General features: G+C 57.6%; 10 protein-coding genes. 4 read left to right on the top strand and 6 right to left on the bottom strand.

Translation table 11 applies throughout. The features are described from left to right. Position 1 precedes the first annotated feature (1 nt). From murJ to uvrA, 3 genes are all read right to left on the bottom strand, one after another. A complete protein-coding gene (gene murJ, locus ACQRAQ_RS06960; protein ID WP_427794374.1) occupies positions 2–2,299 on the bottom strand; it encodes a murein biosynthesis integral membrane protein MurJ in 2,298 nt (765 codons plus the stop codon). Positions 2,300–2,302: 3 nt separating this feature from the next. Beyond that, positions 2,303–2,803, bottom strand: coding sequence for a Cys-tRNA(Pro) deacylase (gene ybaK, locus ACQRAQ_RS06955; protein WP_427718664.1), 501 nt, complete (start codon positions 2,801–2,803; stop codon positions 2,303–2,305). A 134-nt stretch (positions 2,804–2,937) separates the two neighbouring features. Beyond that, positions 2,938–5,817: an excinuclease ABC subunit UvrA gene (gene uvrA, locus ACQRAQ_RS06950; protein ID WP_427728763.1), complete on the bottom strand. Its 2,880-nt coding sequence runs from the start codon at positions 5,815–5,817 to the stop codon at positions 2,938–2,940. 193 nt (positions 5,818–6,010) lie between these two features. Here uvrA and ACQRAQ_RS06945 point away from each other — a divergent pair, with 193 nt between their 5' ends. The 4 genes from ACQRAQ_RS06945 (at position 6,011) to ACQRAQ_RS06930 (ending at position 12,133) form a co-directional block, all read left to right on the top strand. After that, positions 6,011–8,164 carry an LTA synthase family protein gene (locus ACQRAQ_RS06945; RefSeq protein WP_427748187.1) on the top strand — a complete coding sequence of 718 codons (2,154 nt, stop codon included), beginning with the start codon at positions 6,011–6,013 and terminating at the stop codon, positions 8,162–8,164. Between the two features lie 145 nt (positions 8,165–8,309). Then, positions 8,310–9,140 (top strand): Mrp/NBP35 family ATP-binding protein, encoded by an 831-nt coding sequence (locus ACQRAQ_RS06940; RefSeq protein ID WP_427718672.1) that lies wholly within the window; start codon positions 8,310–8,312, stop codon positions 9,138–9,140. Beyond that, positions 9,141–10,412, top strand: a complete 1,272-nt coding sequence (locus ACQRAQ_RS06935; protein WP_427794373.1) for an NAD(P)/FAD-dependent oxidoreductase — start codon at positions 9,141–9,143, stop codon at positions 10,410–10,412. It abuts the gene before it with no gap. Between the two features lie 80 nt (positions 10,413–10,492). Further along, positions 10,493–12,133, top strand: a complete 1,641-nt coding sequence (locus tag ACQRAQ_RS06930) for an NAD(P)/FAD-dependent oxidoreductase (RefSeq protein WP_427794372.1) — start codon at positions 10,493–10,495, stop codon at positions 12,131–12,133. Positions 12,134–12,198: 65 nt separating this feature from the next. On the opposite strand, the gene uvrB is transcribed toward ACQRAQ_RS06930, so the two are convergent. From uvrB to coaE, 3 genes are read right to left on the bottom strand one after another with little or no spacing between them, the layout of a single operon-like run. Then, positions 12,199–14,439 (bottom strand): excinuclease ABC subunit UvrB, encoded by a 2,241-nt coding sequence (gene uvrB / locus ACQRAQ_RS06925; RefSeq protein WP_427794371.1) that lies wholly within the window; start codon positions 14,437–14,439, stop codon positions 12,199–12,201. Between the two features lie 51 nt (positions 14,440–14,490). After that, a complete protein-coding gene (locus ACQRAQ_RS06920) occupies positions 14,491–15,072 on the bottom strand; it encodes a lytic transglycosylase domain-containing protein (RefSeq protein WP_427794370.1) in 582 nt (193 codons plus the stop codon). Next, positions 15,065–15,706, bottom strand: a complete 642-nt coding sequence (gene coaE, locus ACQRAQ_RS06915; RefSeq protein ID WP_427794369.1) for a dephospho-CoA kinase — start codon at positions 15,704–15,706, stop codon at positions 15,065–15,067. The genes ACQRAQ_RS06920 and coaE overlap by 8 nt, the downstream gene beginning before the upstream one ends. Between the last annotated feature and the right edge of the window lie 127 nt (positions 15,707–15,833).

Here is a 15,833-nt window from a genome sequence, read left to right as displayed (position 1 = left end):
CCTACCTGCGGCGAAGAAGAGCGGAGACCTCAGGCATCTTTAGAAGGACGGCAAGGCCAAAAGTCACGGCAAGCGAAACCATGCCCGCGATGCAAACATAGCCCAAGGTAATAAGAATCGATCCGCCAAGCGCTCCGACAAAACTCTCGAGCGCCCACAAAACGCCGGCACCCGCTGCGGCACCCAGGCCGCCGAGCAAAAGGCCATAGAAGCAGCCGTGCAGAATAGATTTAACCTGAAGACCCTGCAGACGACGACGCAGCCACCACAGCGAACAGCCGACCAGAATCACATAGTCGACAACATACGACATCGCAATCGCAGGCATGCCATAGCCCAGCACCACACCAAACAGCAGAACCGAACCAGCCTGACCGATAGCAGAGTATAGGCAATAGCGACTATAAGGCTTCATGTCGAGCAACGCCGAGAAGCTCTTCTGCATCAACACGACCACGCCGTAGAGCGGCAGGGAGAGCGCCAGATAAACCAGAAACTCGGACACAAGCGCCACACCCGACTCGTCGAACTTGCCGGCGCAATAAATCATGTTGAGCGGACGGGCAAACACAATGAGATATAGCGCGAAAGGAATCAGGAAGAAGAGCATCTGGGCCACGCCGCGCGAGATACCAACGCGCACGCTGTCATAATCCTTTTCCTGGGCATCGTGCGAAAGCTCGGTATAAAGCGCCGTCGAGAGCGAGGCGGCTATCAAGGCATAAGGCAGTGTGTACCAAAGGCGCGCATAGGCAATTACAGAAGGACCGGTCTCGGGCTGCACCACCAGCGCGGCTGCGTTGGTAATGGAAGTCGACACGAACATGCATACCGTAGCGAGCAACGTCGGGACGCCGAGCGCGAGCGTCTGTCGCAGTGCAGGATCCTTAAAGTCGATATGAATATGAGGCCGGACACCATGCTTACCGAGTGCGGGAATCTGGCACGCCATCTGGACAAAAACGCCAAGCGTCGTGCCGAGCGAAATCAAAACGACGCCCGCCTGCTCACCAAAGCAGGCAGATACGGGAGCGAAGCCCATAAAACTCGCAATGACAATCACATTGTTGAGTACCGGGGCGAACGTCGACCAAAAGTAGTCACGATGCGCGTTAAGAACGCCCGAGAACACCGAGCCCAAGCCGTAGAACAAAATCTGAATGGCAAAGAAACGGAACATGAATGCAGCGGTATCCATGCTTCCGCCATCGCCCGAAAGGAACGACTGCGTCCAGATAAAGCCCGGAGCAAACACGGTGCCCAACACCGAAATGCCGCCCAGCAGCAAAAGCAGGATGCCGAGCAGATTACCTACGTATTCGTTTGAGGCGTCGCGACCCTGCTCACGACGCACGCCCATGTAAACCGGCAAAAAGGCGGTAACCAACATACCGCCCATCACGAGCTCATAGAGCATATTGGGCAGGTTGTTGGCGACCTGATAGGAAGACGAGAGCAGCGACATGCCGATGGCGGCAGCCATAGCCCAAGTACGGATAAACCCGGTGACGCGCGACACAATGGTCAGTGCAGTCATGAGGCCGGCAGAACGGCCAACCGTAGAGTAGTCCGACGAGCCCATATCATCTACATCGTCCTGTGATTGGGGGCTGACTTCAGTGTGTTGTCGAGAATCAACCTCGATATCAGGCTCATCGATCATCGCGAAGGGGTCGTCGACCAAAACGGCATCATCGGCAGAAAAAGCTCCGTCAACAGGCGTGACATCGCTGTCAAACGAAGCGTCATCGTTAGCTACGGCATTATTACCAAACACCGTGTCAACTTCCCTGGCGGCAGCGGTTCGACCAGAAAACGACAAAGGATCCCAATCATCGTCCTCAACAGCAACGCCCTCGACCGGATCGGTCGAGCCGAGCGGTGACCACTCGTCATCCAAAAGCAACTGCTCGCCATCACCGTCGGTTGCAGGCCTCGCGGGACGATCGGCTGGGACACCCTGCAGTGTGCCCTTTCCCTGAGCCGCCATCAAAAACACCGCCGTCTCATCGGGACGCGGCGCACGAGACGCCCCGGCGTCAGGCATCCGTCCGGCACGGGATTGAGCCGCGGCCAAAAACACCGCCGTCTCATCGGGACGAGCCGAAGAGAGAATCGTACGGGGAGGCACCGTACCGGCACCGGCGGCACGCAAATACACAGCCGTCTCCCCTGGATCTGCAGCAACGGACCAAGCGTTTCGAATCTGGTCATCGACCGAAGAAGCCTCAGGCGCGGGCGTCTGAGAAGCCGAACCCTTTGCAAAGTGAGCTCCGCGCTTCGATTCTTCCTGCGGCATCGCTCAGTCCTCTCTCGTGATCGGGGCAACCGTCGCCCCGCAAAATGCAACTAAGTCGTCGGGGGCAAGCTCAAGTTGATAGCCACGCTTACCGCCTGAGATAAAAATGGTATCCCAAAGGACGCATGTCTCATCGATCAGCGTCCGAAAGCGTTTTTTCATGCCGACTGGACTGCAGCCGCCCCGGACATACCCCGTCGCGGCAAGCAAGTCCTTGACATGCATCATGGTCAGCGACTTTTCACCAGCGGCGCGCGCTGCGGCCTTTAGGTCAAGCTCGTCGGCAACGGGAATACAGCACACAACGTGTTCGTTGGACGGCGTCACGCAAACCAAGGTCTTAAACCCCTGGCCAGGCTCCTCGCCAAGTTGTTCCAAAATTGCAACGCCTAAACCCACCGACTCATCGCCATCGTCTTCATACGTATGGAGAATATAGGAGATGCCGGCGTTTTCCAGCTCGCGCATCGCATTGGTTTTCGGCGTCTTTGCAGCCTTTGCCATGGCATGTCCCTTCCCTCGCATTCGAACGTAACGCCTAAGTATATGTCCAATTTAGCCGCATACGTCATCTCGACACACAGAAGCGCCACCGAATCGAAAGGAATCGGTGGCGCTTCTCGTACGACGGCGTCTCTTTACTGGGCGTCGAGTTGTGCCTGACGCTCGCGGTCGCGCTTGAGCAGCGGTGCCAAAAACTTGCCCGTGTAACTCTGCGAACATGCCGCGACCTGCTCCGGCGTACCCGAGACCACGACGGTTCCGCCGCCATTGCCGCCCTCGGGACCCATATCGATCAGGCGGTCGGCAACCTTGATGACATCAAGGTTGTGTTCAATCACCAGCACCGTGTTGCCCGCATCGACCAAGCGCTGCAGCACATCGAGCAGCTGGCGGACGTCCTCAAAATGAAGGCCGGTCGTCGGCTCGTCCAAAATATAGAACGTCTTGCCCGTCTGGCGTCGATGAAGCTCCTTGGCGAGTTTCACACGCTGCGCCTCGCCGCCCGAAAGCGTCGTGGCAGGCTGCCCCAAACTCACATAGCCCAAGCCAACGTCATACAAAGTCTGAAGCTTGCGCTTAATCTGCGGGATATTCCCAAAGAACGCCAGCGCCTCGGTGACGCTCATGTCGAGCACGTCCGAGATGGTCTTGCCACGGTAGGTGACCTCGAGTGTCTCGCGGTTGTAGCGTTTACCGCCGCAAACTTCGCAGGGAACGTAGATATCGGGAAGGAAGTGCATCTCGATCTTGATCTGTCCGTCGCCCTTGCACGCCTCACAGCGCCCGCCACTCACATTAAAGGAGAAACGACCCGGCGAGTAGCCGCGCGCCTTCGACTCCGGCGTACTCGCAAACAGCGCGCGAAGATCATCCCACAGGCCAATATAGGTAGCAGGGTTGGAACGCGGTGTGCGGCCAATCGGCGACTGGTCGATATCGATAACCTTATCGATACACTCGATGCCCTCGATTTTCTTATACGGACCCACAGGGCGCGTCGAACGGTGAATAGCATTCGTAAGGGCAGGCGCAATGGTGTCGGTAACCAGGGAGCTCTTGCCCGATCCCGACACGCCGGTAACAACCGTAAGCGTACCAAACTCGATCTTGGCAGTAACGTTTTTGAGGTTGTTAGCTCGAGCGCCCGTAATTTTAAGGCAGCCGCGACCGGGCTTGCGCCGTTCATCAGGCACCCGGATCATTCGTTTGCCGGTCAGATAAGCGCCCGTCATCGACTCAGGACACGCCATGATATCGGCAGGCGTTCCCGCCGCGACTACGTGTCCGCCGTTGACGCCGGCGCCGGGCCCCATGTCGATCACGTAGTCGGCGGCACGGATTGTGTCCTCGTCGTGTTCGACGACGATGACGGTATTGCCGATATCGCGCAGGCGCTCAAGGGTTTTGATCAGGCGCTCGTTGTCACGCTGATGAAGTCCGATCGATGGCTCGTCCAAAATGTACAGGACACCCATGAGGCCGGCGCCGATCTGCGTTGCCAGGCGAATACGCTGCGCCTCGCCACCAGAAAGCGTCGCCGAGGCACGATCGAGCGTCAGATAGTCGAGTCCAACATCGACCAGAAAACGCAAGCGCTCCAGGATTTCCTTGACGATGCGCCCGCCGATAAACTGTTGGCGCTCGGTGAGCTCCAGGCCCTCAAAAAACTCGAGCGACTCACGGCACGACAGGCAACAAACCTCGTAAATGGACTTGCCGCCCACGGTGACGGCGAGCATCTCAGGGCGCAAACGAGCGCCGTGGCAGCTCGAGCACGGTTCCTCGCGAATGTACTTCTCCAAGCGCGCCTTGGTGTTCTCGTTCGTCGTCTCGGTATAGCGTTCGTACAGGATGTTGCGAACGCCCGAAAACTTGGTATCCCACTGGCTACGACGTCCGTCGAGCTTTTGGTAGTCAACCGAGATCTTCGTATCGCCCAGGCCATCCAAGAATGCACGACGCACGCGAGGGGGCAAGTCCTCCCACGGCGTATCGGCGCTTACCTTAAAGTGTTTACAGACCGCAGCAAAAATCTGCGGGTAGTAGTTCGAATTGCCAAACAGGCTACCAAAGACTCCGTCGGCAATGGACTTCGAGGGGTCCTCGATCAGCGCCTCGGCATCAACGGTTTTCTTAAAGCCCAGGCCGTCGCACTCAGGACATGCGCCATAGGGAGCGTTAAACGAAAAATCACGCGGCTGAAGATCGTCGATGGAGTGTCCATGCTCCGGGCACGCCAAGGCCAACGAATACTCCAGCAGCTCGCCCTCGGTCCCCTCGGGAGCATCACGATCGGGCAGCATGTACACATTTACATTGCCGTGAGCCAGCGCGGTCGCCTGCTCAACGGACTCGGCGATACGGCCCAGAGAGTTCTCACGGATCACGATGCGATCGACCACGACCTCGATATCGTGCTTGAACTTCTTGTCCAGATCGATTGGATCGTCGAGCGAGCGCACTTCACCGTCGACACGCACGCGGCTAAAGCCCTCGGCGCGAAGGTCCTCAAACAGTTTGGTGTACTCGCCTTTTCGCCCGCGCACCACCGGTGCCAGCACAAACGCGCGGCGACCCTCCCCCGCCGCCAAGACCTTGTCGGCAACCTGGTCGGTCGTCTGGCGCTCAATGACGCGGCCGCATTCGGGACAGTGCGGGGTGCCCACACGGGCGAACAGCAGGCGCAGATAGTCATAAATCTCGGTTACGGTGCCAACCGTCGAGCGAGGGTTTTTAGACGTCGTCTTTTGGTCGATCGACACCGCCGGCGAAAGGCCGTCGATTGAATCCAAGTCGGGTTTGTCCATCTGGCCCAAGAACTGGCGCGCATAGCTCGAAAGGCTCTCGACGTATCGACGCTGGCCCTCGGCATAGATAGTGTCAAATGCCAGCGAGCTCTTGCCCGAGCCAGAAAGACCGGTAATGACCACGAGTTGGTCACGCGGAATGGAAACATCGATATCACGGAGGTTGTGCTCACGAGCGCCGCGAATAACGATAGAAGAATCAGACATGGAAGCTCCTTGCCTCCTATTGCATCGAATCATACTGTCGATGAGTTTAGCGCACTCGACGCGCACAGATGTTCGTAATACAAGATTCGCAGACCTTTAGCTTTGCGTATCGGGCGCTTAGTTTCTCGAAATGCCGTGGAAAGGTTACAGTAATCAAATACTGAACTTAATTTGCTGTAACAGAGGAACGTCCATGACCGAAGATATCCCCCTTGAAATCACTTCGAGCGACATGGCCAATCTGCCCATATTCATCGCCGTCCTTATCGTGGCCACCGTCGTCGTGCGCGTGTATTTTTCAATTAAACACAATGAAAAGCCACCCATTGCCCGCGTCTTTTGGTGCGCGACGCTCCTCATTCCGCTCGGCATGGTAGCTGCATGGATTACGAATCAATTGCTCGTAAATGAGGACAGTTCCCTATGGGTCCTTTCTTATTCGGCGCTCGGTGCTGCCGCCGTCATACTTCTTGTCGAACCCTTGGTTTCGGGACTTATCGACCAAACCGATCTTGCGACGGGAACGGTTGCCTGTATTTGCCGTGACATCCTTGTCATCGCCGCTGTTTCAGCGCTCTCGTTCGTTTCACTCGAAATTGCCTGCAACGAAACGTTCTATCGCATTCCCGCCAACTCATTCGGGTTTTCCGTCGGGCTGCTCGCGACGGTTCTGTTCTCCCTTTATTTGCTGGGACAGCGTCATGGAGGCGTCATGGCCCTCGTGCCCGTCGTCTGTTGCATCCTTGGCATTGCCGAGCACTTCGTCATAACGTTTAAAGGCGAGGCCATCCTGCCAAGCGATATCTTGGCCCTTGGCACCGCAATGGAAGTGAGCGAGGGATACGAGTTTACCTTTACCGCCGGAATCGTAACCTCTCTAGCCCTGTTAGAGATTTCCCTGGGGCTTCTTTCGCTTATCCGACCGAGAAAGCTCCGTACGCCCACCCATGTCTTCCCCGCAATCGCCGCTAACCTCTGCGCTTTTCTGCTAGTGACCGTTGTGGGGCTCTCGGGCTTTTCCAGCATCGACTTGGAGCAGGCGCTGAATTTTGGATTTGACCGTTGGCAGCCCATCACCACGTATGCGTCTCAGGGTTTTATCACTTCGTTCACCGAAATGGTCAACGAGTTGCCCATTGAGAAGCCCGAAGACTATACGCCCGATGAGGCGCAGAGCATCGAGCAGGAGCTCGCCGCCACCTACGACAGCACGTATGGCTCGAGCGAGCAGCGCGCGGCGGCCGTTGCCCAGTTCAATGAAATCAAGCCGACGATTGTTGCCGTCATGAACGAGAGTTTTAGCGACCTTTCGTGCTTTGAGCAGCTCCAGGCGGCCGGGTACACCGGCCCCGCATTCTACAACTCGCTTCCCGACACGCTTGTTCGCGGCACCATGTTCGCTTCGGTCGCCGGTGGCGGAACGGCGAACTCCGAATTCGAATTTTTGACCGGAGCGACAACGGCCTTTGTCGGATTAGGCAAAATCCCCTATCAGCTGTATCAGATGAATGACGTCAACAGCCTGGCAAAGGACCTTAAAGAGCTTGGGTATACCGCTACCGCTATGCACCCGCAAAACCCCGTCAACTACCATCGAGATAAAATCTATCAGCAGCTGGGCTTTGGAGACTTTCTTTCAATCGGCGATTTCGAAGGTGCGCCCTGCTACCATGCCGGCGTATGCGACTACGCCACCTACGACAAGATACTCGACCTGCTTAGAACCGACGAAGCCCCGCAGTTCATCTTTGACGTCACGATGCAAAATCACGGCGGCTACGACTATGGCACCGTTCCCGCCGAAGAGCTGACAAACTATTGGGTCGAGGGAGCCAGCGAGGGCGCCAATAGCGCGCTCAACACCTATCTTACCTGCATCAACGCATCCGACCGGGACCTCGAGTACTTTATCAACGAGCTCCGCAATATCGGCAGACCGGTTGTTCTTGTCTTTTTTGGCGACCATCAGCCGAGCGCCGCAGCGACTCTCAACGACGAGCTGTACCCTCAGGAAGATACGGCAAGCCACGCTTTCCGTATCTATCAGTCGACCTATTTCGTCTGGGCTAACTATGAAATCGCTGGCAATACCGAGCTCAACGTCTACGACACCGTCGGGGCAAACGAGATTGCAGCCATTACCCTTAATAAGATCGGCGCCCCGCTCACCGACTATCAAAAGGCTCTGCTTGCAACAAGGTCAGATGTGCCCACCATCAATGTCGCCGGCTATCTTGGTGCCGACGGGCTGCGCTACGATTTGGAATCTGAAGACAGCCCATACGCCTCGACGATCGACAAGCTGCAGCGCATGCAATACCTCGAGTTCGCCAGCAAAGTTCAGTAAGCCCGCTCATTCGCTTGGGCCCATCGCATTGCAAGCACGCTCGGCCCAAATGCATCACAAATGACTCCCGCTCGCAAACGAGGGTACAATGACGCTCGTGTCACATCACGGGGCCCCGGCCCCAACATATACAAAGGAGTCATACATGGGTTGCGAGCACGCACAGGCCGCCGGCGGACAAACGTCGCCGTCGCAATTTGAGGAGAACACGCTGTCCGAGGTCAAACGCGTCATCGCCGTGCTTTCCGGCAAGGGCGGTGTCGGCAAGTCGTTTGTCACCGGTGCCATCGCCACCGAGCTCGCCCGTCACGGCCACAAGGTCGGCGTCCTCGATGCCGACATCACCGGTCCCTCTATCCCCAAGATGTTCGGTATGAGCGGACGCCACGTCCATGCCCTTGGCAACCTTATGCTGCCCGAAATCTCCGAGCACGGCGTCAAGGTCATGAGCTCCAACCTGCTGCTCCAAAACGAGACCGACCCCGTCCTTTGGCGCGGTCCGGTCATCGCAGGCGCCATTAGGCAGTTCTGGAGCGAGACCTCGTGGGGCCCCATCGACTACCTGCTGGTCGACATGCCTCCGGGAACAGGCGACGTCGCGCTCACCGTCTTCCAGTCGCTGCCCGTCGACGGCATCGTCATCGTCACGAGCCCGCAGGATCTGGTCTCGATGATCGTCGCCAAGGCGGTTAACATGGCCGAGAAGATGAACGTCCCCATTCTGGGCATTGTCGAGAACATGAGCTACATTGAGTGCCCCGACTGCGGCAAGAAGATCGAGGTCTTTGGCAAGAGCAAGCTCCCCGAGGTCGCAGAGCGCTATAACCTCGACATCTTGGGCCAGCTTCCCATTAATCCGGCACTCGCCGAGGCCTGCGATAAGGGCGAGGTCGAGACTGCGCTGCCCGACGGCATGTTGCCCCAGGCCGTCTCTGCCGTCGAGGCCATTGCCCCGCACGAGACCGACGAGGCCTAAGTGAACACGAGCGCCTTCTATGACGTCCTGGTAATCGGCGGCGGGGCTTCGGGCCTCGCCGCCGCCATCACGGCCGCGCGCGCGGGTAAAAGCGTCTGCATCGTTGAGCGCGATGTCGCCTGCGGCCTTAAGCTCCTTGCGACCGGCAACGGTCGCTGCAACCTCTCCAACGAATCGATTGATCCTCAGCGGTATAACCACCCCGCATTCGTCGAATCCGTCATGGGCCCCCAGCCCGAACAAGAGCTTATGGGTTTCTTCTCCTCGCTGGGCATCATGACAACCTCCGAGGAAGGCCGGCTGTACCCGCGCTCCCTTCGCGCCGAATCGGTACGCGACGCGCTTCTCAACGTTTGCGACCGCCTGGGTATCACCTTAATCTGCGGAGCCAACGTTGCCTCGGCGCACAAAGCTTCCGAAGGCTGGGCACTCCAAATAAACCGTCCAGCGCGGGCGCTCAAGGCAAAAAAGCACGGCGACCGAAAATCGGAGCTCCGCTCGCTTCGGAAAGCGCTCGCCGATGTCCCTCGCAAGAACGAGGCCCTGGAGGCACATGCCGTAATTATCGCCACGGGTGGCAACCCCACCGGTATCGCCGATACGTTTAGCCTCCCCCTCACTTCGCTGCGCCCCATCCTCTGCCCCGTATCGGCAACGGTCGTCGGCGATCGGGCGGCACTCAAGACGTTGGATGGTCTGCGCGTCCGCGCCCGCTTGACGCTCACCCGTAACCATAGTGAGCTCTGGCACGAAGACGGTGAAGTACTGTTTCGAACCTTCGGTATCTCGGGCGTCGCTGTCTTCAACCTCTCCCGTCGTATCCAGCGCGGCGATACGATCCTGCTCGACGTTTTCCCCGACCTCTCTAAAGACGAGTTGCTCGATATGCTTAACAGGCGCGTTAAGCTGCTCGGCGGCTTTTCGCCCCGCGATCCCCGTTGGCTCGACGGCATGCTCGCCCCGCAACTCTCCCGCGTCGTCTGCACAGCGTTCGAGCAGTGCCATCCAGGCTCCAACGATGTCGTCCACCTGGTCTCGATCCTCAAGCACTTTAAGTTGCTCGCCGAGGGAACAGCCGAGGAGCGCTCGGCGCAGGTCACGCGTGGTGGCGTATCTGTCGAGAGCATCTCAACACCCAGTCTACGCGCGTGCAGCGTTGTCGACGCCCCGCTTTACGTCTGCGGCGAAGCGCTCGACATCGACGCCGATTGCGGAGGCTTTAACCTTGCGTGGGCCTGGATCTCGGGCATTCGCGCTGCAAGCAGCCTGTAGCCGCACAGTCTATAATCAAAAACGCATTCGGGCCGTCTGGGATACCGGACGGCCTCTTTCTTGCCTCTAAGGAGACCTCGATGATCGAACTCACCCAAGTCAACGCGTCACTCGATGAAGCCGGCGATGAAAATGCCTGCCTCATTGTTGGCAAGCGATTCGCCAAGCGCGTCCTGCGTTGCAAGGACTCCGAGATCAAGTCCATCGAGCTCCACCGCAAGTCAATCGACGCTCGCAAAAAACGAGACGTCCATTTTATCCTGAGCTTTCGTGTTGAGCTGACTAGTCCCCACCTCGAGCGAGAAGCGGTCGACAGCGTTGCCGAGCGTGACCGCTCGCGCGTACGCGCGATAGAAGACGATGAGCCTTCATTCCCCTCCCCCGTTTCCGGCGCACCCAAAGAGCGCCCCGTCGTCGTCGGTGCCGGATGTGCCGGCCTTTTCGCCGCACTCACCCTTGCCGAAGCGGGTCTGAAGCCCTTGCTCATCGAGCGCGGCGACCCGGCATTTCGCCGCTCGCAGGCGATCGACCTCTTTCTAAAGGAGCGTATCCTCGACCCCGAGAGCAATATTCAGTTTGGTCTGGGCGGCGCGGGGACCTTCTCGGACGGCAAGCTCAATACGGGAACAAAAAATCCCGCCCATCGCCTCATCCTCGAAACCTTCGTCGAGGCGGGTGCGCCCCGCGATATTCTGTGGGATGCCAAGCCGCACATTGGCTCCGACATCCTTCCCACGGTTGTTACCGCTATATCCCAGCGCATCGAGCAGCTCGGAGGTGTCGTTCGTTATCGAACAAAACTCGTCGACATTCGCATCGACGCGTCTGGCGCCATCACCGGTATTGATGTCCAATCGTCCCAAGACGCCGCTTACGAGCCAATTGAGACAAAGCACCTTATCCTCGCCTGCGGGCATTCTGCTCGCGATATTTTTGAACTCCTTAAGGACCACAACGTGGCCCTCGCACAAAAGACCTTTGCCATGGGCGTTCGCATCGAGCATCCGCAGCGCGACATCGACCGAGCCCAATATGGAGTCTCGGCGGGACATCCTGCCCTCGGAGCAGCCCCCTACAAACTCGTCGCTCATCTTCCCAACGGCCGCAGCGTGTTCTCGTTTTGCATGTGCCCCGGCGGGCAGGTTGTCGCCGCCTCTTCCGAGCAGGGCCACCTGTGCGTCAACGGCGCCAGCCTCAATGCCCGCGACGGCCGTAACGCAAATGCCGCTCTGCTCGTTAACGTCACGCCTGAGGACCTTCCCGACGATGACCCGCTCGCCGGCATCGAGCTCCAGCGCGCCTGCGAGGCGGCCGCCTATCGCCTGGGCGGTTCCAACTGGAACGCACCGGCACAACTCGTCGGAGATTTCCTCGCAGGACGCGCCAGCAAGGCGCCCGGAAAGGTAAAGCCCACCTATCCGCTCGGTGTGACCTGGACGGCAATTGACGAAGCCCTGCCGCAGCATATCGTCGAGTCGCTCCGCCTGGGACTTCCCCTACTCGGAAAAAAGCTACGGGGCTACGACCGCCCCGATGCCGTTCTTACCGGCGTGGAGACTCGTTCGAGCTCACCGGTCACTGTCACCCGAGACCGAACGTGCCATGCCGTGTCGACCCCGGGCCTCTACCCTTGTGGTGAGGGAGCTGGATATGCCGGAGGCATCATGAGCGCGGCCACCGACGGTATCCGTTGTGCCGAAGCCCTGATCGCAGACCTCTAGCGAACGAATTCCAGCGCGCAAAAGACACAGGCCCCGAGCTCCCTATGGAGCTCGGGGCCTGTTCGCTATTTCTTAAACCGTGCACCCTGTCGTTTTCTGCCCGATGCGAACGTGGAACCCTTGCGGGCCTGCGAACGCAAGCGCTCGATCGTCTCGTTCTCAGACGCACCCTCGAGCATCGCCCGAATCTGAACGACAGCATCACGCAGGCGCGCCGCCTCCTCAAAGTCCATGGCGGCAGAAGCGTTACGCATATCCTCTTCCATGGTTTCGACGATCCGTACAAGCTCGTCATGCGGTAGTTCTTCCAACTGCTCCGCAAGTGTCTGCTCGGGCGCCACCGTTTCCGGCACACCGCCCTCGCCGTTTTCATCGGGCGTATAGAATGCGCCATGGCCAAGAGAGTCGCCCTTCGAGCGTCCCTTGGAGCCCACAGTTTTTTCGGCCTCGGCAATAAAACTTGAGATGTCGTTGATGGCCTTGCGCACTGTCTTGGGCACAATGCCATGTTCGTCGTTATATGCCATCTGAATCTCGCGACGGCGCCGCGTCTCCTCGATGGCCGCTTTCATCGAATCGGTCACAACGTCTGCATACATGATGACTTCGCCATCGGCGTTACGGGCCGCACGGCCAATCGTCTGAATCAGCGAACGGCGGTTGCGCAAGAAGCCTTCCTTATCGGCATCGAGAATTGCCACCAGTGAGACTTCGGGAAGATCCAAGCCCTCGCGAAGCAGGTTGATGCCAACGAGAACATCGATCTTGCCCTCGCGCAGCGTTCGCAGGATCTCGACACGGTCCATTGTCGCCGTATCAGAGTGCATGTAATTGACCTTAATGCCCGCATCAAGTAGATGGTCGGTCAGGTCCTCGGCCATGCGCTTGGTCAACGTGGTCACCAGCACGCGCTCCTTGCGGGCAACACGCTCGCGAATCTCGTCCTCAAGATCGTCAATCTGACCGCGAACGGGACGCACGTCGATCTTGGGATCGAGCAGGCCGGTCGGACGAATAATCTGCTCCACGTCGTTTTGGCTCACCCGCAGCTCGTAGTCGCCCGGCGTGGCCGAGACGTAGATGAACTGGGGGATTCTCGCCTCAAACTCATCGAAACGAAGCGGGCGATTGTCGAGCGCCGAGGGCAGGCGAAAGCCGTGCTCCACCAGGGTCACTTTACGCGAACGGTCGCCTTCATGCATGCCACGAATTTGCGGCACCGTCACATGACTCTCGTCTATGATGCAGAGCATGTCCTTGGGAAAGTAATCGATTAGGGTAAACGGTGGTTCACCCGGCTTACGCCCGTCCAGATGACGCGAGTAGTTCTCGATGCCGTTGCAAAAGCCCATCGTCTCGAGCATCTCGAGGTCATAATCGGTCCGTTGCTGTAGACGTTGCGCCTCGAGCAACTTGTCGGTCGCCTTGAGCTCCGCCACGCGCTTCTCGCACTCTTCGCTGATCGACTTCAAGGCCGCCTTGACCTTGGGCTTCTCGGTCACATAGTGCGATGCCGGCCACACAGGAATAGCCTCATACTCACGAAGCATCTCACCGGTAACCTCATCGATTTCGGCGATAAGCTCGACCTCATCGCCAAAGAACTCAAATCGCAACGGATGCTCGGCATAGGGCGGATACACATCGACAACATCACCGCGCACGCGGAAGGTGCCACGCGCCAAGTCATAGTCGTTCCGGTCGTACTGAATGTCGATGAGCGCATGGATAAAGTCATCGCGCTCGAGCGGTACTTTCTTGTCGACATTCGGCGCCAGCCCCGCATAGTCCTCAGGAGAGCCGATGCCATAGATGCAGGACACCGAAGCAACGACGATCACATCGCGTCGAGAAAGCAACGAGGCGGTCGCCTGATGTCGAAGCATCTCGACTTCTTCGTTAATCGAAGCATCCTTCTCGATATACGTATCGCTTTGCGGCACATACGCTTCGGGTTGATAGTAATCGTAGTACGAGACGAAGTAGACCACGGCGTTGTTGGGAAAGAATTCTTTGAGCTCGCTCGCAAGCTGGGCGGCGAGGGTTTTGTTGGGGGCCATGACCAGCGTTGGCTTACCGAGAGCTTCGATGGTCTTGGCCATGGTAAAGGTCTTGCCCGAGCCGGTCACGCCAAGCAAAACCTGATAGCGGTCTCCGTCCCTCACACCCTGCACAAGCGACTCAATGGCCTTAGGCTGTGAACCTGCAGGCTCATAGGGAGACACGACCTCAAACGGTACCTCGGAGCCCTCAACGCCAAAACGTTTGAGCTCTCCGCCAACACGCTCAACTTCAAAATCCGCCATGGATACTCCTAACTCATACATCTGCAGTATACGCAGGCGGCAGGCATAGTCCTATACGAACCGGTCGGGATAGAGGGTCTTATAGCGAACCCAGGCATTATTGACACGAATCAAATAGGCTTGCGTCTCGGGAAAGGCAATCGCGTTATGGAACGATGTGTTTTGCTGCGCCCACCCATCGACATTGCCCATTCCGGCATTGTAAGCAGCAATAGCGCTATCCGTCGACCCATTGAAATACGTCAACAGGTATGAGAGGTACGCGCACCCAAATTCGATATTCGAAGCGGGGTCATTCAGGTCATCGGCTGAATACTCGTCCCCGTCGACAAGGCCCTTAGCGATCATATCCTGAGCGGTTTCGGGCATAAGTTGCATGAGACCTTGGGCGCCCTGATTTGATTCCGCCTCGGGATCCCAGTTTGATTCCGACTTGATGACGGCACACACCAGATACGGATCGAGATTATGCGAAATACTGGACTGCTTTACATACGCCTCATAGTCAATCGGATAGAACGGTTTAAAGAAAGCGGCGGGAGCACACGAGTAAACGAGCGAGATAAGGCCAAAGACGAAAACGACAACCAGCGGCACAAGGCGATACCACGTAAAGAAACGCGTCTTAGGCATCTGTCGTCTCCTTATCCATAGCATCCATAAGGCCATGGCGAGCAAGCCACGCGTCCAGTTGTTCAAAGAGCGATCTGTCGCCCGCTGCGTTATCAATCACGGTCGTGGCGAGACTGCAAAGCGAAGACTCATCGGGTTGGCAAGCACAGCGAGCATCAAAATCGGATGGCTCCATACCACGGTGAATAGCGCGTTCGCGACGGACCGCTAAAGGAGCGCTAACAACCATAATTTCATCCGCAAGGCCAAAGGCGTCCTCAAAGCCAGTCGGAGCAGATACTTCGACCGCCGCAAAGGGATAGCGGGGGGACGAAACCGTACAGCAAGCAGGATCGAGAATCCTCAGCGAAAGCTGCTCAATGAGAGCGGGGTGAACAATACTATTGAGCCTTGCAACCGTATCGGGAGAAACAAAAGCTCGAGAAGCGAGAACGTTACGTCGAACACCGCCATCCTCGTCCAAAATATCCCAGCCAAACTCTTCAGCAAGAGCATTGACGATATCCGACCCCGGTACGTACAGCGATTTGGCAAGAACATCTAAATCGATAAGCAGGGCTCCGCGAGATTCCAGAAAGCGGCAGGCAGTCGATTTACCCGAAGCAATATTGCCCAAAACGAAAACGGTAAACATCAAGCCCTCCCTAACGTCAATGCGAGTAATTATCGCGCAAATACAAAGCGACGGTTCAAAAAACAGCCAAACAGTAAGAGAGTCAAAGGAAGAGTCCGTTCACAAGGCACAGCTTGTATATAGCGCA

Origin of the sequence: Collinsella sp. SGI.178, assembly GCF_050313495.1 — a bacterium.
Classification (GTDB): Bacteria; Actinomycetota; Coriobacteriia; order Coriobacteriales; family Coriobacteriaceae; genus Collinsella.
Note: the sequence above shows the minus strand (reverse complement) of the source record. Positions and strands in the feature narration are given on the sequence as shown.